This window comes from Psychrobacter sp. MF31 (assembly GCF_012847335.1).
Classification (GTDB): domain Bacteria; phylum Pseudomonadota; class Gammaproteobacteria; order Pseudomonadales; family Moraxellaceae; genus Psychrobacter.
Map to the genome: position 1 here is coordinate 749,972 of NZ_JABBDX010000001.1, position 20,859 is coordinate 770,830.

Below are 20,859 nucleotides of genomic sequence, written 5' to 3' on the forward strand. Positions count from 1 at the left end.
TGATTTTGCTTACCAACAAACGACCAAAATGATGATAACTTTGGGAAATTCTTGTTAAAATAGCAGCCTTTTTAGATCGCGGTGGTCAGCATCTACCTTGATGTCTTAGCAAAACTGAAGTAAAAATGGGGCAACACGGCCAAAGGCATGATAAAAAGTGCGTAAATAGTGTAGCTGATTTGCTTTTTTTTGACTATGATAAGTCGTCAAGATATGTAAGTTGATATTGGTTTGCCGTCTTAATCGCTTTTTGCCTTTGCCCTCATAGGTGTGCCCTTGTTATATTCTCTGCTTTATCAAAGCATTCGCTTGGTTTTATTTGGCTCGCTTGCAGCAGCTGCCTTAAGCGCTCAGGCAGCCAGCGTAAGCGGTGAGCAAGACTTGCCATCCTCAAGACCTGCGCCTTTAAGTGAAGGTCAGCAAGCTACCAATACCACGTATCAAACCATCGTTTATAAAAATAGCCGCCGAGCTTCAAGCGCTCAAGCGCCAAAAGATGAAGGCGACTTTCAAGTCGATGGCTTGCCAAATCAAGGCAATACTGACAATGAGCAAGCCGTTACGCCCGTTGCTGTAACGGCGATCAATGATGCTGACGATGCCAATAACCAATTTTCAGACGCGGATACGAGCACTAACTTAGCCACCACTCAAACGAATCAAACTCATAGCGCCGAAAACAAACGCGATAACGCCGCTAAAGCCTCTCGCGCTGAACAAAACCTCAAAACTGACCCAGCGCTTGATAATAGCCGCTTAAATGTCAGTGACGAGAGCATCCAAGAAAGCTTGTCGCGACTGGCTGAATTTTATGAATTAAAACCAAAAGCGGCTGAAAAAAATCCCGAACAGCCGCAAATTTCGGACAATGGTGCTAAAGTTTTGCCCAAGCTTGGCAACAATTTAAATTTACTGCGCCGAACGGTGGATAGCAGCGAGCGCTGTGAAGGTCAATGGGTGTATCCGCAACCAAACCCCAATTATCAGCGCGCCCTTGCTGAGGCAGGCGCTCAAACTGGCACAGTTAATAGCGCTAATGGCTTAAACAACCAAGCACCGATTTTTACCGAGTCGGATTACGGCTATTATGACAATGTGAACTACGCTGAGCTTGCAGGCAACGTGGTCATCAATCAAGGCACCAATCAAATTGAGGCGGACAAAGTCGTTTTGGATTTGACCACGGGGGTTGCAGGCGCTCAAGGTAAGGTGATGTTCACCGACCAAGCGATTGGCAACTCAGTGATCGGTAATTCGGCGCAATATCAAGATGGCAGTCTCAACATTAGCGAAAAAGCCAGTCAAGGCGGCTTAATTGGCGTGGCTGACAGCCTAGCTTATAGTACAGAGTCGGGACAATCGACCGCTTATGGGGTGGCATTTGCCAGCGTGCCCTTGCAAGCTCACGGTTATGCCAAGCGCTTAAACCACCCGAGCGATACCCAATACGAGCTTGATGAGGTGATGTTTAGCACCTGCCCGCCGACCGATCGCAAATGGCAGCTTGATGCCAAAAGTATCGATTTGGACACCGAAACCGGTCGCGGTAAGGCTTATGACACCACCTTTCGAATTTTAGACGTTCCGGTATTTTATTTGCCGTATTTTAACTTTCCGATCGACAATCGGCGCACCAGTGGATTTTTATTACCAAGCGCAAGCCTTGGCAGTGAAAGCGGTCTTGAGGTCGATATTCCATATTACCTCAACCTTGCGCCCAATTATGATGCCACCTTTAACACCCATATTTACACCAACCGCAATCCGATGTTGTCGGGCGAGTTTCGTTATTTAACGGACGATTTTGGCGAAGGTATTATCAACGGCTCCTATTTGCCTAACGACCGCAAATACGATGGCGAGGATCGCAGCAGCTTATTTTATGATCATTATTGGTCATCAAAAAGCATCCCAAGGCTCAGTGGGGACGCCAAATATAGCTACGTGTCCGACGCCGATTATTTAAACGACTTTGATACGCTCGGGCTGTCAAAAAATACGCTCAATTTGCCGCGCCGTGGTCGACTTAATTACTATAATGATTACGTCAATGGCGAGCTTAAAGTTGAAACCTTTCAAACGCTCAATGCCATTTTAAACGACGGTCAAGCGCTTCAAGATAAAGACAAGCCCTATTCGCGGCTGCCGCAGCTGCAATTAAACTACCGCCTGCCTTGGCTGAGCGACTTTGATATCACAGGCGTGAGCGACTCTGCTTATTTTAAAAAATCCATTGATGATGGCTCAGAAGCCGAAAAAAGCGGCGCTCGGCTTTATAACAAAATCAGCGCCGCCTACCCGTTAGAGACGGCTTGGGGCTATGTCAATCCAAAACTCAGCCTTCAGCACCTTTATACCTCTTATGATCAAGACAGCCTTGATGACAACAATTTGACCAAGCAAGATGGCAGCCAATCGGTATTTGTACCTCAAGCCAGTATTGATGCAGGATTACATTTTTACCGCGCCGGATCGCCATTTGGCAAATTTGACGACAGTTTAGGCGGCTATCAGCTGATCAACCCGCGTTTAAAATACACTTATTCGCCTTATAAAGACCAAAACGATATCCCAAACTTTAATACGCGAATTGCCTCAATCAACTATGAGCAGCTGTTTTCCGACAGTTGGTTTTTAGGTCATGACCGTCTGCAAGATTTGCATGCCATCACCCCAGGGATTAATTATCGTTACATCGACGCAACGGGCGTGACACGTTTGGATGCTAGTATTGCAGAGCAGTTTTATATCGATAAAGGTCGCGTCACGTTAGATGACAATAAGCCGGTGTTTGACTCATCCTCATCGGGGATAGTTTGGACGGCAAGTGCTCAGCCTTATAACAACGTTTGGGTCGATGTCAACGGCGCGCTCAGCCACAGCTATGACCTCAACTTTTTTACCACCGAGCTTCGCTATCAGCCAAGCGAGAACAGCTTATTTAACGTGGGATTTGTAAAACGCAAGCTTGATGACAATACCAATCAGTTGCCGCTGACCGCCTTGACCGCCTCAAGCATTTTTCCGGTTAATAACAACTGGCGCGTCCTAGCTCAAGGTCAATACGACTATCGCAACAATAAAATGCTCGATGCCCTAGTTGGCGTTGATTATGAAGATTGCTGCTTTGGCTTTGCCGTTTATGGTCGGCGTTATTATAACGATTTGAACACCAAAGATGAGCCGACCCAAGCGGTAATGGCGGAGGTGCGCTTAAATGGTCTTGGCAGTGGTAGCAGCCGTTTGACCAAGCTCCTGTCCGAAAAAGTATTGGGATTTGAACCGGTGCAAACGGCTTGGAAAGATTAACCGCTTAGGCTTTTGAACTCAATTATCGTTACCTTTAAATGTTTAGAAATTGCCGAACTACCATCCGATGCGATGATATTGATGAGGAGCATCATGAGATTTTTTTTAGACCCAAGCCAAGTTTTGCTGGCAACTGTGATCAGTAGCGCGTTACTTATCCCAGCGCAAGCAGCAACCGTTAAGCCGCAAGCTGCTGCGACCTCTAACAGCAAGCTTACTGCAGCATCAAGCTCTGATGGCATCATTGCTATGGTCAATGACAACGTCATTTTAAAAAGTGACTTGATGAGCGCCATTGCCCAAACACAAGCTCGCGCTGAGGCTGCAGGGCAACCGATTGCCAACTCGCCCCAATTGCAATCTGAAGTGCTTAATGCCTTGATTTTACGCGAGTTGCAATTGTCCTTTATCAATCGCGTTGGACTTAAGCCTGATGAAGCGGCGATCAATCAGCGCTTGACGCAAGTGGCGCAGTCGCAAGGGTTGTCAAGCTTAAGCGAGCTGCAACAAAGCCTTGATCAAAAGCAGCCCGGCAGCTATGCCACATTTCGCGCTCAATTGATTGAAGATGCGGCGATTCAAGCCCTTCAGCAGCGCCAAATCAGCAGCCGAGTCCGGATTTCTGAGCAGGATATTGATGCGTTTTTAGCCTCGCCTGAGGCCAAGCGCTTAAGCCAAAGCGAGTATCAAACCATTCACGTTCGCGTCCCTTATATCGACGATTATAACCGCTTATCAACGGCTCAGCGCGAAGAAGCTCAGCGCGTTGCCGAAGACATTCGCCGCCGGTTACAAGCGCCCAATGCCGATGTCAACGAGGTCATTAAAGCCGCTCAAGGTCGCTATCCAATCGACATTCAAGGCGGTAACATGGGCTATCATAAAGCTGCAGCCTTACCCACTGAGCTTTCCGATCAAATTGTCAAGCTTGACGTCGGTGCGGTCAGCGCCCCTTTAGTGACTCCTGAAGGTATCGACATCATTAAGCTTGCTGATAAAAAATCAAGCGACAAAGTCATCGTTCCGCAGTGGCACACCCGCCACATTTTGGTCAATGTTGATGAGCTGCAATCAGATGCCCTAGCTGAACAAAAAATCAACGATCTTTATGAGCAGCTGCGCCGCGGTGCCGACTTTGCAAGCCTTGCTTCCACCTACTCCGATGACGTAGGATCTGCCGGTCGCGGCGGTGATTTGGAATGGGTCAGCGAAGGCGAAATGGTCGCGCCCTTTGAAGCCGTTATGAAACAAACGCCTGTGGGTGATTTTTCCGCGCCATTTAAATCGCAATTTGGCTGGCATATTTTGAAAGTAGAAGGCGCTCGCGATTTTGATGCCACCACCCAATACCGCCGCAATCTTGCTCGTCAAGCGCTTTATCAGCGCTTAGCCCCGCAAGCTAAAGAGGACTGGTTACAAGAACTGCGATCAGCGGCTTACATTCAAATCATTGACTAATCCTTTCACTTTAACCAAAAAAGATGATTCATAGGATCATCTTTTTTTATTGAGCATTGAGAAATTTTGGCTTATCAAGCATCAATTTTACTAGCCAAGCAACATTTTCAAAAAACAAAAGAAAAACCCCGAACCTAGGGCGATAAGTTCGGGGTTTGGGCGCATCTGATGTTATTATTATTATCACTTCCTTGTTGACTTATCCTAAGTCGGAATACTCATCATAACGATAGCGGGCTGACCTATCTTAATGATGACCATCTCAACACTGCATCCTTACTTATCCTTGTGCTGATAATGGTATTGTAGGTCAGCTGAATGATTGCCGCTAGTCGCTAAAAACCCTAATTGTTGTAAGCTTTTACTTACAAAACAATCGTTGGTAAACTTATACGCGTTTATTAGTTCAATCTTGCTCTTGAGAAATCTTTTCTCCCTCTTTTTTGCCTTCTTGAATGGTTTGTTTGGCAGCAGCAATCTCCTCGCTGTCCGCTGGCGCTAATTGCTGAGCTTGCGCGACCGCTTTTTCCGGCTCAAATTGTAAAATGGTCAAAACCGGAAAATGATCGGAACCTATACTTGGCAAGCGCTCAATTCGAACTACCGTAAAGCATGGGCTATGAAAAATATGATCAAGCGCCCAGCGTAAAAAAGGAAAGCGCACATGAAAAGTGTTGATAAATTTGCGACCAATTCGCGGATCTAACAGCCCCGATATCCTCTGAAAGCGGCGCGTGGTCTTTGACCAAGCCACATCGTTCAAATCCCCTGCCAAAATCGCGGGCTGCTGCTGCTCCTTGATATGCCGACCGACCAATAAAAGCTCAGCGTCGCGCGTGGTTGATTTTTCTGCTTCCGTTGGGCTTGGGGGCATCGGATGCAAGCAATAAAAGCAGATGATTTGTTCATTGAGCCGAAGCTTGGTGTGAATGGAGGGAATATCATCGATAATCAAAAACTGAACAATCGGGTCAATAAGCTCAATCTTTGAGTACAAGTGCATGCCATACAGGTTTTCCAGCGGCACTTTGACCGTATACGGATAGTCGCTTTCAATCGCTTTTAGCGCAGTTTCCCACGCTTTATTGGTTTCTAAAGTCAATAGCACATCAGGGCGCTGCTTATTGACCAAATCAATGAGCGCTTGTTTGTTGTCATTGGTCATCAATACATTGGCAACGATAATTTTGATTTGATCGGCATTGGCGCGCGTACTGGCATCTTTTACTTGTTTTCGCCAAATTTTTGTATAAGGAATGACCATTTTAAGCTGATAAATCAGAGCGACAATCAATAACAACAGCAAAACTTTATCGCTGCCATCAAAAAAAAGCCTTGAGGACTCCCCCAACACCAAAAAAAATACCAACCCTAAAAGGCTGATCAGTCCAAGCCACAATATCTGAATCCGCGGAAAGTCGGCACCGCGAACCCACCAATAATCTACTGGCAATAACCCCCAAAGGGTCACAAAAATAAGGATGATCGCCAAACCTTGAAAGCCTATGAGCAAATGAAATCCCTCCTCGGTGATCCTTATTTTAATGCTTGGGTGGTTAGGGGTAATAGCTACCTTTTTGATAGCCACTTTGAATAATCACGAATCTAAGCTGATTTAACTTAGCAATCAAGGATATTTTGGTGAAGCAGTTGATTAACTTTTAAAGTTACTAAGCTAATGGCGAAAAATGGTCGTGGTTAGAACGCTTGGCAACCTCATATTTTGATAACCGAAAGTTGCTATCAGTGAAGCCAATATTGATCAAAGACCGATCAAATTGAGATAAAATATCTTGCTTTTTAGGCACTTTCACGGCATTGTAATCGGTTGGGATTGCAATACTTTTTGGTAAATTAAGGACAACATGTCATGAGCAATTTGAAAGTAGGCTTGGTAGGCTGGCGCGGAATGGTCGGCTCGGTTCTCATTGAGCGGATGCGCGAAGAAAATGACTTCGCAACCATCACGCCAGTGTTTTTTTCGACCAGTAATGCAGGTGGCAATGCGCCAAGCTTTGACGGCATTGCTCCTAGCACTTTAAAAGATGCTCATGATATCAAGGCACTTGCCGATTGCGACGTGATTATTACCTGTCAAGGCGGCGATTATACGCAGCAAATTCACAAGCCGCTACGGGACAGCGGTTGGACGGGTTATTGGATCGATGCGGCAAGCACCCTTCGCATGGAAAACGATAGCATCATCATCTTAGACCCTGTGAATGAAAACGTCATTGATGAGGCGCTTAAAAACGGTAAAAAAGACTTTATCGGCGGTAATTGTACGGTATCTTTGATGCTGATGGCAATCGGTGAGCTGTTCAATAAAGGCTGGGTTGAATGGGTCAGCGCCATGACCTATCAAGCAGCAAGTGGCTCGGGCGCAAATAACATGCGCGAATTAATTTCAGGAATGGGCGTGCTTCGTGACGCCGTTGCCGATGAGCTTGCCAATCCTGCCAGCGCCATTTTAGATATTGACAAAAAAATCGCCGAGACTCAGCGCTCAGCGGACTTTCCGCAGCAATACTTTGGCGTTCCGCTTGCCGGAAGCTTGATTCCTTACATCGACTCACAGCTTGAAAACAAGCAATCGCGCGAAGAGTGGAAAGGCGGCGTTGAAACCAATAAAATCTTGGGCAATGATGAAAACAGCCAAATCGCCATCGATGGGCTTTGCGTTCGCATCGGTGCCATGCGCTGTCATGCTCAAGGCTTAACCATTAAGCTTAAAAAAGACATTCCACTTGAGGATATCGAAGACGCGCTCAAAAACAGCGGCAATCAATGGCTTGATGTGGTCGAAGACACCAAAGAGGCGGCAATGAACCGCTTGACGCCTGTTGCCGTAACTGGAACGCTCACGGTAGCCCTTGGTCGCTTACGTAAGCTCAATATGGGCGGCGAATATTTGGGCGCTTTCACGGTTGGCGACCAGCTGCTTTGGGGCGCCGCTGAGCCATTACGCCGGATGCTGAACATCATTCAAAAGCAGCAAGCGTAATTTTAAGCTTTATTTAGCATAAAAATTTATTAAAAAGCGATTTATAAACCAAAAAAAGACAGTTCAATACTGTCTTTTTTATTATCTATTTTAAAGTAACGATACTTATTGTTGCGCTTATTGCTGCTCAAATTCACATTCAATCATGACTTCATTTCGGCGCATAAATGGTAGCGTCCAAGGCGGGTCATAACGAGCAAGCTTGGGCTCGCTTAGTGCTTTCATATGGTGCTGCTGCAACCAAGATTGCAATTCTTGGGTTTTTTTAACAACTTTATCCTCGCCTGCAAGCCCTGAAAACCCAATCACCGCAAACGTTTTTTCAGGAAGCTGCTTAATGCTAATATTTGGATTATTAGGTTTAGGCAAAGTTTCTATGGTAAATTGGCTTGGCATAATAAACTGCATTTGCCATTCATTTTTTGCTGTTTTTTGACTAATTACCAGCGCGGTCATGTTTATTTTTTCTGAAGACGCTGTTTTATTTTGCGACTTTTGCAGGATCACTGGCGCGGTCATGGCAATTTTATTTGAGCCCTCCGCTGCAGTGTTATTTCCAAAAATAAAATCCGCTAAGATTTTAAAACCTTGTTGACTGGCCGCTTGCTGCGATCCAATCACTGCAGTTTGAGCGACAATTTGACGATCATAACGGCGCAGCTCGATGCCATCATGGCGCTGCAAAACGGTATATTTTGGTTCTTCAGTTGCCATAACTTCCCCTGAGATAAAAAACGCCATTACCGCCACAATAGCCAACGCGTTTACTCGAAGCTTCATCACCGCGTCCTTAGGTTAAATCGACGGCTAAAGTGTTTTGATTGGTTAACTCGCCATTTGCTTAATAAAATAAACATAGCAAAAGCCCTACCCTGTGTCTGTATCAAATCGTAGTTAAGCTAAATATTAAAGCCTTAAGCAATTGATCTGATAAGTTTGACGATACCCGCCATTTAACATTTGCTAATGCTATAATTACGCATATTTTTTGAATAAAGATTACGGTTAAGTTATGCAATTTACCCTTCATAAAACGGCAAATGGCGCCACCCGCGCCCGCCGTGGTACAGTTCACTTAAATCATGGCGACGTTCAGACCCCCGCCTTTATGCCCGTTGGCACTTATGGCACGGTCAAAGGGATGCTGCCGCGCGACATTCATGAGATTGGCGCTGAGATCATCCTTGGCAATACCTTTCATTTGTGGCTGCGACCAGGAACGGAAGTTATTGATAAATTTGGCGGCTTGCATGACTTTATTCATTGGGACAAGCCCATTTTGACCGATTCTGGCGGCTTTCAAGTATTCAGCCTTGGGGCAATGCGCAAAATTACCGAAGACGGCGTTCATTTTAAATCGCCCATTGATGGCGCAAAGGTGTTTTTGTCCCCTGAAAAATCCATGCAGATTCAGTTCAGTTTAAATTCTGACATCGTCATGCAGTTTGATGAGTGTACGCCGTATCCTGCGACCTTTGATGAGGCAAAAAAATCGCTTGAATTGTCGCTTCGTTGGGGCAAACGTTGTCTTGATGAGCATCAGCGCTTAGAGAGCAATAACGCCTTGTTTGGCATTATTCAAGGCAGTATGTTCCCCGAGCTGCGTCAGCAGTCCCTTGAGGGCTTGCTTGAGATTGGTTTTGATGGCTATGCTATCGGCGGGCTGTCCGTTGGCGAACCAAAAGAAGAGATGATCGATGTTTTGGATTATATCCCTGACGACATGCCAAGTGATAAGCCGCGCTATTTGATGGGCGTTGGTAAGCCTGAGGATATCGTTGAGGCCGTTCGCCGCGGCGTGGATATGTTTGATTGTGTCATGCCCACCCGAAACGCTCGCAACGGTCACTATTTTGTCACCGGAAATTTAGATAATGGCGGCATCGTTCGCATCCGTAACAGCCAATACCGCTTGGATGAGACGCCGCTTGATCCTGATTGCGATTGCTATACCTGCCAAAACTTTAGCCGAGCGTATTTATATCATTTAAATAAATGTAAAGAAATGCTGGGCGCTCAGCTTGCGACCATTCATAACCTGCGCTACTATCAGCGCTTGATGGCAGGGATTCGCGCGGCAATTGATAATGACCGCTTTGATGACTTTGTCTATGACTTTTATCAGCGCCGTGGTCAAGACGTTCCGGAACTTAACTTGCGCTAAAATTTAAAGAAAATTAAAAAAAAGGCTTAACTGATTAAGCCTTTTTTATTATTAACTTTTATAAAATCTTAAGGTAAATCTTGGTTGATATGATCTAATGGCAAATCTGGGTGCTTCATTAAGTGAATGATGGCCATCACCAAACCACCCCAAACCAATAAGATTGACACCATCATCAAAACAATTGCAGATGAATTCATTTAAATCTCCTCACGTCGATCTTTAAGGCTAGTCAGTAAAAACGCCCCAATAGCAAAGATCACCACAATGCCCCAACCAAAGATCAGCTGAGTCAACATCGGATAATCGCCGTAGCCTTCGGTCAATAAAGACTTGAGGGTCAATACCAGCGCCACCAATAACGACAATGGCGTCACCACTGTTAGCATAAACACCCAAACTTTACCAAGCTTGATGCTTGAGATGCGGTTAACATGAGTGATAAGCTCTGGAATAACTGAGCGGTGAAACCAAGTAATCCAAACGATGGACAATAGCGCCCCAACCACGATGCCGATGTTATTGGCAAAGTTATCGATGATGTCCACAAAGGTAATGGCGTTTTTGGTGGAAAATAATACGATAGAAATTAAAGCACAAGTGCCACCAATGATCGTCACAGCTTTATTTCGTGACCAACCAAATTTATCTTTAAACGCGGCAATCGGCACCTCTAAAATACTGATGATCGAGGTCACCCCTGCAATCACTAAAGAGCCGAAAAATAAAAACCCAACGATATCGCCGCCGCTTCCCAAGCTTGAAATCAGCTTTGGAAAAGCAATAAAGGCAAGACCAATACCGCTACCAACCACCTCGGCAATCGGAACACCGGTAGCTTGCGCCATAAATCCTAACGCAGCAAAAACCCCAATTCCGGCTAGCAGCTCAAACGACGAGTTGGCAAAGCCGACCACCAACCCTGACGCCGTCAAATTGGCATTGGGCTTTAAATAAGAGGCAAAGGTCAACATAATACCAAAGCCGATGGATAGCGAGAAAAAGATATGACCGTAAGCGGCAAGCCAAACTTTAGGGTTGGTCATCGCGCCCCAATTGGGGGTGAAAAAGGCATTTAAGCCGTCGACCGCGCCTGGAAGTCTGAGCGACTGGAATACCAGCAAACAAAACATGATGACCAGTAGCGGGATACAAATGCGGTTGGCAAGCTCGACGCCTTTTTTAACCCCACCGTATAAAATAATCAATGCCAGCGCCCAAACGATGACCAGACCAATGAACAACTGAGGCACAAATGCCGCTTGCAAGGTATCCGCATTTTGCAAATAAGTATTAAAGAAAAACGCTTCGGTATCCTCGCCCCACTGCTGACCGAACGAGAAAATCATGAAGTTGCCCGCCCAGCTTAAAACACTGGCGTAATAAATCGCTACCACCGAGCAAACAAGCACTTGCCACCAGCCGATCGACTCGGCAGATTTAATCATTCGCCGATAAGCAATCGGCGCGCCGCCGCGGTATTTTTGACCGACAATATAATCTAAAAATAGCAGCGGCAATCCTGCCGTCATCAGCGCAATCAAATAAGGGACGACAAATGCGCCGCCACCGTTTTCATAAGCCACATAAGGGAAACGCCAAATGTTCCCTAATCCTATTGCTGATCCCACAGCCGCTAAAATAAATCCTGAGCGGCTGGACCAGTTTTCTCTAGGTTCTGCCACAAACTACTCCTTAAAAACAACGGAAATGACCCGTCAATACGAAAAATTAAAAATGTTAATTGAGGAACAGGGCAAACCAATGATCAAATTTACATTATTAACAATGAAGTAAGAAAGCTTTCTGCTTTCTAGCAACCGTAAGTTTCTGTTAACTTGGCTGCCTTGTCAATATTAGGGCAAAAAAAAACCATAACAAATTGTCATGGCTTTTAATAAAAATAGGCAAAAAGCAAAGAAAAAATAAACGATTGTGAATGAATCTTATCGAACGACGCCGCGATTACTTTGGGTAAGTGAGTTGATAAGCATTTGAACTTTTGGCTCACGAGGGAGCAGATCATTTTTTAAAATATCGACCGCTTGTTGGCTGGTGAATCCGGATCTAAAGATCACTTTATAAGCTTGGCGCAAGGTGTCAATCGTCTCAGCAGACCAGCCTTTTCGGCGCATACCTTCCACATTTAGACCATGAGCGCTTGCCGGATTTCCTGAAACCATAGTAAAGGCAGCAACATCTTTTAAAATCAAACTTGCCCCGCCAATCAAGCTATAATCATCAACACGGCAAAATTGATGAATCCCAGAATTGCCCCCGATAATCGTATGATTGCCGATATGAACGTGACCTGCAACCCCAACATTATTTGCTAAAATATTATGATCGCCAATCACGCAGTCATGAGCAATATGGGTGTTGACCATAAACAGATTGTGGCTACCAATCTTTGTTAAGCTGTTGTCCTGAACTGTGCCGCGATGTAAGCTACACGCCTCACGGATGGTATTATGATCGCCAATTTCAAGCCAAGTGCGCTCGCCATTGTATTTTAAATCTTGGCAATCCTCGCCAATACTGGCAAATTGATAAACGGTATTATTTTTACCGATTTTGGTAAGCTTAGCGACGACCACATGGCGCTGAAGTACCGTATTTTTACCAATCGTCACCTCATCGCCGATGATACAATAAGGTCCGATCACCGCTGAAGCATCAATATTGGCAGAAGGTGAGATGAGCGCCGTTGGGTGAATCTGACTCATAATACAGACCTTAGAATCATCGAATTTCAATAAAAATGTTAAGCAAAAAGCAGAGCTTGACCGTAAAATTTGACCCTGCTTTTTTCTTATATAAACCTATGACTGCTCTTGTCGAGCAATCATCACTTGAGCGCTGGCAGCAAGCTCATCTTCCACATGAACCGTGCAGTCAAACTTATAAATACCGCGCTTTTGCATCACTGTGGTGGCGCGAATAATCAACTGATCCCCTGGAATCACGCGGCGTTTAAAGCGAACTTTATCCACGCCTGCAAATAAGTACAAATAGCCATCTTCAGCGGTGATCCCTGCGCTAATAAACCCAAGGACGCCTGAGACTTGAGCCATTGCCTCAACCATCAAAACCCCTGGCATAATCGGCTCATCAGGAAAATGACCATTAAAAAACTCTTCGTTAATAGTCACGTTTTTGATGCCGGTGATGGACTCACCAGGCTTACAAGCCGTGACTTTATCCACCAACATAAACGGATAGCGGTGCGGCAAGTAATGCTTAAGCGTATGATAGGTTAAAGGCAGCGTTAAGCCTTGATCCGCTAAGCTTTTAATATGATCGTCAGTTAAAGTATCAATATCGGTGGCACTCATAAGGGCTTCCTTGCTGCTGCAAAAGGTCAGCTTAAAAATCATCGGCTAAAAGGTATTAAACATCCAAACCAAACGTCTTAAGCTTACCGCAATTTAGAATAAAGGTCTTTAATTTTGCTAAAATTTTGATCGTCATTATTTTAGACAAATTTTTGATACAAATTATAGCGCGTCAAATATATGACGTGATCAAAAGCATTATTTTGATGAGCTATGTTTATCCCCAAGCTTTCGAAAGCGAACCGCAGCTCGCCGCCAGTTGCTCGTTGGCATTGCCGGTGTTCCAGAAGAATACGCCCCAGAAGTAGTGATAGACTTAGTCACCATCGTCATTCCTGAAAGGCTCACATCATCACAAATGCTAATATGACCATTAATTCCAACGGCTCCGCCAATAATGCAGCGCTTGCCGATACTGGTACTTCCGGCAATGCCTGTTTTGGCAGCAATGGCAGTACCATCCCCAATGGTCACGTTATGGGCAATTTGAACTAGGTTATCAATGATCACATGATTACCAATGACAGTATCATTCACCGCACCGCGATCAATACAAGTTTGGCTCCCAACACGAACATGATCGCCAATCACCACGCGACCAAGCTGAGCAATACGCTCCCAACCGCTTTGGCTGATGTCTTTGGTGGGGGCAAATCCAAAACCTTCTGAGCCAATGCTCACGCCAAAATGCAGCCGAACAAAATCACCAATGATACAATCATGAGCAATGCTTGATTGTGATTTGATGACAGCGTGACTGCCAATAACCACGCGATCTTCAACCACCACATGCGCCTCAAGATTGCTATGATCGCCAATCGAAACATCGTCGCCAATCACACAAAACGCGCCGATCGAAACGTTCTTGCCAATCATCGCGCTTTTGGCAATGACGGCGGTGGGATGAATCAGTCCTAACTTGGGCTGTGGCGCAAACAATTGGCTCACACTGGCATATGCCAAATAAGGCGCTTCAACAACCAGTGCTACGCTTGATTTTGGCACTAAAGCTTCATGCTTTGGCGTCACCAAAATTGCCGCTGCCTGACTTTTTTCAAGGCTTGATTCAAATTGAGCACTCGCTAAAAAGCTGATCTCATTGGCTTTAGCATGAGATAAGCTCCCAATGCCGCAAAGCGTTTGCTTAAGCGTTGATGCCTCAAGATGGGCTTTATTTAGCACGGGTTGGCGCCGCTCGATTTGAGAAATCAGTTGCTCAATGGTGATCATCATGCATTATCATCACTATAAATATCAATCAAGCCCAAAATTTGGGCTTGAACCGTAATCTTAGGTTATGACTTAAAAGGTGCTGCCAATTTGGAACTGGACGTGCTCGGTTTCATCGCCTTCTTTATCGCCAATTGGCATGGCGTAACTTAAGGAGATCGGACCAATTGGCGTGTACCAAGTTACCCCAGCGCCTGCACTAAAGCGCAAGTCTTTATCTTGAGTCAATAGCGGAATACCTTTATTTTCGCCAGAAACTGGATCAACAAAGGTGCGATTTTCTTTATCGGTAGTATCAAAAACCTGACCGCCTTCAAAGAACACCACAGGGCGAACTTGATCTGCCCAATCGCCTTTAAATGGCATCGGTAAAATCAGCTCAGAACCAAAGGTCACCAGCGCGTTTCCGCCAACCTCTTCATCGCGAAGTCGATCGTATCCGTTAATTGCATCATAATAGGCTTTAGATCGTGGTCCAAGACTTGAAGACTCATAACCACGAACCGAACCGTAGCCGCCGGCGTAAAAGTTTTCATAAAACGGCAAATCGTTACCATAGCCAAGCTTGGTATAACCGCGAGCCACCCAGTCTTTATAAATTGGGTAGTATACATTACCACGATAAATGACTTTTTGGTAGCTGGCATCCCCTAAACCAATGGTGGCATCAACGGCATGACTCATGCCTTTGGTTGGGAAAACAGGGCGATCAAGGGTGCTATAATCCCAGCCTAACAGTAAATTGTAGGTATCATAGTCATTTTTAAAGCTGCCGATGCCTTTGATTTGCTCGCCATTGTCATTGGTATACGTTTCAACGCTACCGCCATCATCAATGATTTGCTGAACGTTGGAGATGCCTAAGTTACGACCGCCACGAACTGTAGTATTGTCGTAGTTGAATCCTGCACTTACGCGCTTGGTTTCATCAACCGGATAGCTGTAGTTTAAAGTTGCGCCATACGAGTCGGTGACGTATTCACTCACGTTACGATCATCGTATTTGGTATTGCGGTAGTAAGCGCTGATCCCTTGCGATACGCCATTTTCGGTAAAGTAAGGGTCGGTATATCCCAAGCTATACGAGTCGCGGGTTTCTGATCGCGATAGCGCCGCTTTTACCTTATTCCCGGTTCCCATAAAGTTATTTTGGGTCAAATCAAGCTGGAAGGTCACCCCACCGCTTTGCGAGTAACCGGCGGCGATGGTTGAGCTTCCTGAGGGCTGCTCTTCAACCGTGTAGTTGACATCGATTTGATCGGGCTGATTGGGGACAGGTTTGACATCGACGTTGACCGATTTGAAAAATCCCGTCCGCATCAATCGCGTTCGTGACAGCTGGATTTTTTCATTGGATGCCAAAGCGCCTTCTAGCTGACGCATTTCACGGCGAAGCACTTCATCTTTGGTGCGCAAATTACCGCTAAAATTGATCCGGCGAACATAAATGGGGCGCGCAGGGTCAATATAATAATCGATATCAACAACGCGAGTTTCATCATTGATACGAGGAACAGGGCGAACTTGAGCTAAGTAGTAGCCTTCATTGCCATAGCGGCTTTTAAGCGCAGCGGTAGTCGCATCAAGCTTAGCTTGCGAATACTGCTCATTGGGCGCAAAGGTCACCAGCTTTTGAAGCTCACTGGTTTCAAAAGTAGGCTTTCCTAAAAAGTTAATTTGACCAAATTTGTACTGCTCGCCTTCGCTCACGCTCACTTCAATAAAGACGCTGCGCTTGTCTTCACTGATATTGAGAACCGCGTTATTGACATCAAAGCGCACAAAGCCTTCGTTTTGATATAAGGCTTTTAAATTTTCAAGGCTTGCAGCAAGCTTTTCTTTAGCATAACGGTCAGATTTTGATAATAATCGCGTCCATGAGGACTCTTTAACCGCAAAAACTTCTTTGATTTTTGAATCACTAAAATGCTTATTACCGATGACATTAATATCAACGACTTTGGCAGGCTTGCCTTCAATAAAGCGGATATCGAGTTTGACGCGGTTGCCATCAAGCAGCGTTTGGTCAACTTCAATGTCGCTATTGTAGTAGCCTTGGCTGATATATTGCTGCTGAAGCTCATTGGCAACCCCAAGCAGCGTTGCTTGTTTGAGCACATCACCAACGGCAAGCCCTGCATTTTTTAAGCCTTGGGTTAAGCCTTCTTTTGGGATGAGTTTGTTGCCCTCAAAGTTCACCTCAGCGATGATGGGACGTTCAATCACTTGAAAATTGATCGCTGAGCCTTTTACTTGGCTTTGAATATTGGCAAAGTTTTCAGTGGCGTAAAGCGCTTTAATACTGGCAGCAAGGCTTTCATCGGTGACGGTATCGCCCACAGAGATGGGTAAGACAGGATAAAGGCTCTCAGCGGTCAGGCGATTGAGCCCTGAAAAGCTGATGTCTGAGACCACAAAATTTGCCGCTTGAGCAGGCACACTCATCACAGCGACCATGAGCGGCAACCCGGCCGCGCTCATCAATAAAGGCGTTCGCATAAACACTATCCGTCAATAAAAAACTTGGCTTAAATTAAGGGAAAAAGTCTGTCTTGTAAAGCCCGATCCGTACAGAATTTTGGCAGTTGCTCTAAGATTGAACTTGCAGACTTTGACCAATTTATATAAAACGTAGCATAAAATAAACTAAAACTTACCGTTAGTATAGTACCTCATAACAAAGCCCTGAGGAATTTTATCAGACAAAATAATGATTAAAGACAGCCATCAGTTGCGCAAAGTACCCAAGAATCATTGATTGGTCAAAATGGCACCAATATTGAGTCTAAAATAAGCGGCTAATATCATTACCAATTGCTAACACCATGAAACCTGCCAGCAAAAGAAGACCAATATTTAGCCCAACCATTTGTACCGATTCTGACAATGGCTTACCACGAATCAGTTCAATGACATAATAAACCAAATGACCGCCATCCAAAACTGGAATTGGCAATAAGTTTAGTACCGCAAGGCTCAAGCTAATCAGGGCGGCGGTTGATAGCACCATCTCCCAACTGATATCAAAGCTTTGTTTAGCCACTTTGGCAATGGTTATAGGACCTGATAAATTTTCAAGACCAATCATTCCTGAAAGCATTTTTCCCATGGAGCTGAGCGTCATCACTGCCAGTTGCTCAGTTTTTGCAAATGACTGAACCAACGCTTCGCCAGCGCCGTATTGAACCGTGGTTTTATAAGCGTCTGGAATGACAATGTCCGTTTCAGCAGCCATGGCGCCAATTTGACCATAAACATTGCCTAAATTGTCTTTTTTACCTTGCGGCATAATTTGCAGATCAAGCGGCTGATTGTCCCTTAGCACCTGAATATTTAATAGCACCTCAGGGTTATCACGGATGATCCGCGTAGCACTTAACCAATCAGTAATGGGCGTGCCATTAATGGCGGTAAGGGTGTCGCCAACTTTTAAGCCTTGACGAATTGCTGCCCCATCGGGGGCAAGCTGACCGACCACGGGCGCAATTTTTGGCTGCCAAGGCAACATTCCAAAGCTGGTTAGCGCATCGACGCCGTCTTTTTCTTGCATAAAGCGATTGATGGCGACAGGATAGGTCGTAGCATTGCTGTTGTCCGGCTGCAAGGTAACATTGACCTTGGTGGTTTCGCCCATTTTATCCGCCAAGCGGTAGTTGATCGCCTCCCAAGTTGCCACCTCGTGACCGTCAATCGCTATGATCTTATCCCCGACCGGAAGCTTTGCGGCGGCGGCTGGCGAATTTGGCAACACCTCACCGATTTTGGTGGCAAGCTGCTCTGATGGCGTTAAAAAAAGCACCCAAAATAAAAAAATGGCAATGACAAAATTCATCAAAGGTCCTGCCGCGACCACGGCGATTTTTTTCAAGGGATGCTGACGGTTAAACGCCAAATGCTGTTCGTGCTCGGCAACCTCCCCTTCGCGCTCATCCAGCATCTTGACATAGCCGCCCAAAGGAAGCGCGGAGATGCGGTAATTAATGCCGCTTTTTTTACTCGTCCAACCAAACAATTTGGGACCAAAACCAATTGAATAAGTCAGCACTTTGATGCCGCAAAGCCTTGCGACGATGAAATGCCCCCATTCATGTAGCGCAACCAGTGGTCCTAAAATCAAAATCGCCGCAAGCAATGTCAATAAAAACGTCATCATAAAGTGTGATTACCCTTATTTGTGACCCAAGCCGCAGTTTTTGCAAGCTTTGCTCAGTGATAATAGCGCTTTTATGGCGGCGTTATCCTGCTTTTGCAATATAGTCTTGAGCGATGCGGCGAGCTTTAGCATCAATCGCTAAAATCGCTTCAATATCCGCATTTTTTGGTAGCGTTTCTGGGAGTTTGCAAAGCGTTTGCTCATTGATCTCAGCAATTTGAGTTAAGCCAATTTGACCGTTTAAAAACGCATCAACAGCAATTTCATTTGCCGCATTAAGGACAATGGTCGCGCCATTTCCTGATTGCATTGCTTCGCGCGCCAATCGCAAACAGGCAAATTTTTGCGCGTCAGGATGAATAAATTCAAGTGCGCTTAACGAAAACAAATCTAACGGCTGAGCGCCACTTTCGATGCGGTTCGGGTAAGCTAAAGCATGAGCAATGGGGGTTTTCATATCAGGGCTGCCAAGCTGAGCTAAAAAGCTGCCGTCGTTATACTCAACCATGGAATGAATAATACTTTGCGGATGAATGGCAACGTTGATTTTATCTTCAGGAAAATCAAACAAATAACACGCCTCAATCAGCTCAAGACCCTTATTCATCATCGTTGCCGAATCGACCGATATTTTTTGCCCCATCGACCAATTAGGATGATTGACCGCCTCAGCAACATTTGCTTTTTGCATTTGCTCAAAGCTTTGGTTTAAAAAAGGTCCTCCGGATGCGGTCAGCCAAAGCTTGCGAACGCCAAAACTGCTGTCGTGAATTTGACTGCGATTGGCTTGAATATTCACCGGCAAACATTGAAAAATGGCATTGTGCTCAGAATCAATCGGCAACAGCATCGCTTGATTGGCATTGACCGCATCGATCATCACCTGACCTGCCATCACCAGTGCTTCTTTATTGGCAAGTAAAATGCGCTTTCCTGCCTTGGCTGCGGCAAGCGTTGATGGCAGCCCTGCCGCCCCAACGATCGCTGCAACTACCGTTTGCACTTGGCTGTCGGTTGCAATATCAATTAAACCTTGCTGACCGCTGACCACCTCAATCTCAAGCTGATGTTCGGCAAGCTTTTGCGCAAAGTCATCAACCGCAGCTTCTGGAACACAAACACGCTTGGGCTGAAATATTTGGCAAAGCTCAAGCAATTTATCAAGCTGATGATGTCCAGATAAGGCAAAAACGTCGTAGGATTCAGGATGCGCCGCCAATATCGCAAGGGTACTGTCACCAATGGAACCGGTCGCTCCAAGAACCGCAATTCGCGACTTTGTCATTTCTTGATCACTTATCATCAGTGTTTGTTATCTCGTTAAATTATGTTTAATAAATCGTACTATGACACGACAATGCCAAAATGGTTCAACGTCCAAAACCCAAGTGCAAAAATTGGCGTGGCGGACAATAATGAATCAATTCGATCAAGAACGCCGCCATGACCGGGCAAAATGGTTCCTGAATCCTTCACGCCAGCTTGGCGCTTGAGCATCGATTCAAACAGATCACCAAGTACCGATGCCAAAATAGTAACTGCCGATAGCGCCACAAAGCTGATGAGCGCAACGCCTGACAGTTGCAGTTTAAACACGCTAATAGCCATCACCACCAAAAGCCCCGTTGCAAGTCCGCCTGCCAAGCCTTCCATGCTTTTATTGGGTGACACGTTGGGCGCCATTTTACGTTTGCCAAGCTTGCGACCGACAAAGTACGCCCCACTGTCAGCACACCAAACCAACAAAAACACATACATCAGCCACCACGGCGACAATCGCCACAAATCAAACATCGCGGTAATGGCAGCGGTTAAAATAACAGCGCCCATCACTGCCAATCTGCGACCATACCAGCGGGTTTTTTGCGGAAAAACGCGAACCCAAGACAACGCCAACAGCCAAATGACCACGGAAGCTGACCACCAAACCGCCCAAGAGCTTGGCACCACTAAAGACGTGAAAGTCAGCGCCAAAACGATGACCACAAACAGCCAAGGCTGACGCCAAGCAGGCATCAGTTTTGTCCATTCATGCGCTGAAATGCCCGCCCCAACCGCCAATAGCGGTACAATCAAAATGGGCGATGCACTTGCAAAAAGCGCCACCCCAACGATAATAATTAAAATAATGGCGGTTTTAATCCGTTGCCACATCAGCGCACCTTATCAATGTCCCTCAATCAGACCATTATAGCAGTTAATTTGA

At 45.6% G+C, this 20,859-nt stretch carries 15 protein-coding genes; 4 read left to right on the top strand and 11 right to left on the bottom strand.

Going from position 1 to position 20,859, the window contains the following annotated elements:
- The first annotated feature begins 276 nt into the window (after positions 1–276).
- Positions 277–3,309, top strand: a complete 3,033-nt coding sequence (locus tag HF322_RS03140) for an LPS assembly protein LptD (RefSeq protein WP_169391907.1) — start codon at positions 277–279, stop codon at positions 3,307–3,309.
- Between the two features lie 93 nt (positions 3,310–3,402).
- Positions 3,403–4,767, top strand: a complete 1,365-nt coding sequence (locus tag HF322_RS03145; RefSeq protein ID WP_169391908.1) for a peptidylprolyl isomerase — start codon at positions 3,403–3,405, stop codon at positions 4,765–4,767.
- A 406-nt stretch (positions 4,768–5,173) separates the two neighbouring features.
- Here the strand turns inward: HF322_RS03145 and HF322_RS03150 are convergent, their stop codons facing one another.
- Positions 5,174–6,259 (bottom strand): endonuclease/exonuclease/phosphatase family protein, encoded by a 1,086-nt coding sequence (locus HF322_RS03150; protein ID WP_308811474.1) that lies wholly within the window; start codon positions 6,257–6,259, stop codon positions 5,174–5,176.
- Positions 6,260–6,646: 387 nt separating this feature from the next.
- Between HF322_RS03150 and asd the strand changes: the two genes are divergently transcribed.
- On the top strand, positions 6,647–7,771 hold the full coding sequence (gene asd / locus HF322_RS03155; protein ID WP_219848161.1) for an aspartate-semialdehyde dehydrogenase: 1,125 nt from the start codon (positions 6,647–6,649) through the stop codon (positions 7,769–7,771).
- Positions 7,772–7,888: 117 nt separating this feature from the next.
- On the opposite strand, the gene HF322_RS03160 is transcribed toward asd, so the two are convergent.
- Positions 7,889–8,551, bottom strand: a complete 663-nt coding sequence (locus HF322_RS03160; RefSeq protein WP_219848145.1) for a heme-binding protein — start codon at positions 8,549–8,551, stop codon at positions 7,889–7,891.
- A gap of 232 nt (positions 8,552–8,783) precedes the next feature.
- Here HF322_RS03160 and tgt point away from each other — a divergent pair, with 232 nt between their 5' ends.
- Positions 8,784–9,935, top strand: coding sequence for a tRNA guanosine(34) transglycosylase Tgt (tgt, locus tag HF322_RS03165; protein WP_169391911.1), 1,152 nt, complete (start codon positions 8,784–8,786; stop codon positions 9,933–9,935).
- Positions 9,936–10,003: 68 nt separating this feature from the next.
- Here tgt and HF322_RS03170 read toward each other — a convergent pair whose 3' ends face one another.
- The 9 genes from HF322_RS03170 to HF322_RS03210 all read right to left on the bottom strand — a co-directional run bounded on the left by HF322_RS03170 (position 10,004) and on the right by HF322_RS03210 (position 20,807).
- A complete protein-coding gene (locus tag HF322_RS03170) occupies positions 10,004–10,135 on the bottom strand; it encodes a methionine/alanine import family NSS transporter small subunit (RefSeq protein ID WP_169391912.1) in 132 nt (43 codons plus the stop codon).
- The gene (locus HF322_RS03175; RefSeq protein ID WP_169391913.1) at positions 10,136–11,620 is read right to left on the bottom strand and encodes a sodium-dependent transporter; all 1,485 of its coding nucleotides are present in this window, start codon (positions 11,618–11,620) and stop codon (positions 10,136–10,138) included.
- A gap of 261 nt (positions 11,621–11,881) precedes the next feature.
- The gene (gene lpxA, locus HF322_RS03180) at positions 11,882–12,661 is read right to left on the bottom strand and encodes an acyl-ACP--UDP-N-acetylglucosamine O-acyltransferase (RefSeq protein ID WP_169391914.1); all 780 of its coding nucleotides are present in this window, start codon (positions 12,659–12,661) and stop codon (positions 11,882–11,884) included.
- A 96-nt stretch (positions 12,662–12,757) separates the two neighbouring features.
- Positions 12,758–13,270: a 3-hydroxyacyl-ACP dehydratase FabZ gene (gene fabZ, locus HF322_RS03185; RefSeq protein WP_169391915.1), complete on the bottom strand. Its 513-nt coding sequence runs from the start codon at positions 13,268–13,270 to the stop codon at positions 12,758–12,760.
- A gap of 198 nt (positions 13,271–13,468) precedes the next feature.
- Entirely contained in the window at positions 13,469–14,500 is a 1,032-nt protein-coding gene (gene lpxD / locus HF322_RS03190; protein ID WP_169391985.1) for a UDP-3-O-(3-hydroxymyristoyl)glucosamine N-acyltransferase, read from the bottom strand.
- Between the two features lie 72 nt (positions 14,501–14,572).
- On the bottom strand, positions 14,573–16,999 hold the full coding sequence (gene bamA, locus HF322_RS03195; protein WP_169391916.1) for an outer membrane protein assembly factor BamA: 2,427 nt from the start codon (positions 16,997–16,999) through the stop codon (positions 14,573–14,575).
- Positions 17,000–17,285: 286 nt separating this feature from the next.
- A complete protein-coding gene (gene rseP / locus HF322_RS03200; RefSeq protein ID WP_169391986.1) occupies positions 17,286–18,650 on the bottom strand; it encodes an RIP metalloprotease RseP in 1,365 nt (454 codons plus the stop codon).
- An 85-nt stretch (positions 18,651–18,735) separates the two neighbouring features.
- Complete coding sequence (ispC, locus tag HF322_RS03205; RefSeq protein ID WP_169391917.1) at positions 18,736–19,938, bottom strand: 1-deoxy-D-xylulose-5-phosphate reductoisomerase; 1,203 nt, start codon at positions 19,936–19,938, stop codon at positions 18,736–18,738.
- Between the two features lie 59 nt (positions 19,939–19,997).
- The gene (locus HF322_RS03210) at positions 19,998–20,807 is read right to left on the bottom strand and encodes a phosphatidate cytidylyltransferase (protein WP_169391918.1); all 810 of its coding nucleotides are present in this window, start codon (positions 20,805–20,807) and stop codon (positions 19,998–20,000) included.
- Positions 20,808–20,859: the final 52 nt, after the last annotated feature.

Bases quoted from the DNA above. Each gene is read 5' to 3' on its own strand.
- HF322_RS03160 (WP_219848145.1), bottom strand. From the start codon at position 8,551: ATGAAGCTTCGAGTAAACGCGTTGGCTATTGTGGCGGTAATGGCGTTT.
- HF322_RS03170 (WP_169391912.1), bottom strand. From the start codon at position 10,135: ATGAATTCATCTGCAATTGTTTTGATGATGGTGTCAATCTTATTGGTT.
- ispC (WP_169391917.1), bottom strand. From the start codon at position 19,938: ATGACAAAGTCGCGAATTGCGGTTCTTGGAGCGACCGGTTCCATTGGT.
- lpxA (WP_169391914.1), bottom strand. From the start codon at position 12,661: ATGAGTCAGATTCACCCAACGGCGCTCATCTCACCTTCTGCCAATATT.
- rseP (WP_169391986.1), bottom strand. From the start codon at position 18,650: ATGACGTTTTTATTGACATTGCTTGCGGCGATTTTGATTTTAGGACCA.
- bamA (WP_169391916.1), bottom strand. From the start codon at position 16,999: ATGCGAACGCCTTTATTGATGAGCGCGGCCGGGTTGCCGCTCATGGTC.
- HF322_RS03145 (WP_169391908.1), top strand. From the start codon at position 3,403: ATGAGATTTTTTTTAGACCCAAGCCAAGTTTTGCTGGCAACTGTGATC.
- tgt (WP_169391911.1), top strand. From the start codon at position 8,784: ATGCAATTTACCCTTCATAAAACGGCAAATGGCGCCACCCGCGCCCGC.
- lpxD (WP_169391985.1), bottom strand. From the start codon at position 14,500: ATGATCACCATTGAGCAACTGATTTCTCAAATCGAGCGGCGCCAACCC.
- fabZ (WP_169391915.1), bottom strand. From the start codon at position 13,270: ATGAGTGCCACCGATATTGATACTTTAACTGACGATCATATTAAAAGC.
- HF322_RS03210 (WP_169391918.1), bottom strand. From the start codon at position 20,807: ATGTGGCAACGGATTAAAACCGCCATTATTTTAATTATTATCGTTGGG.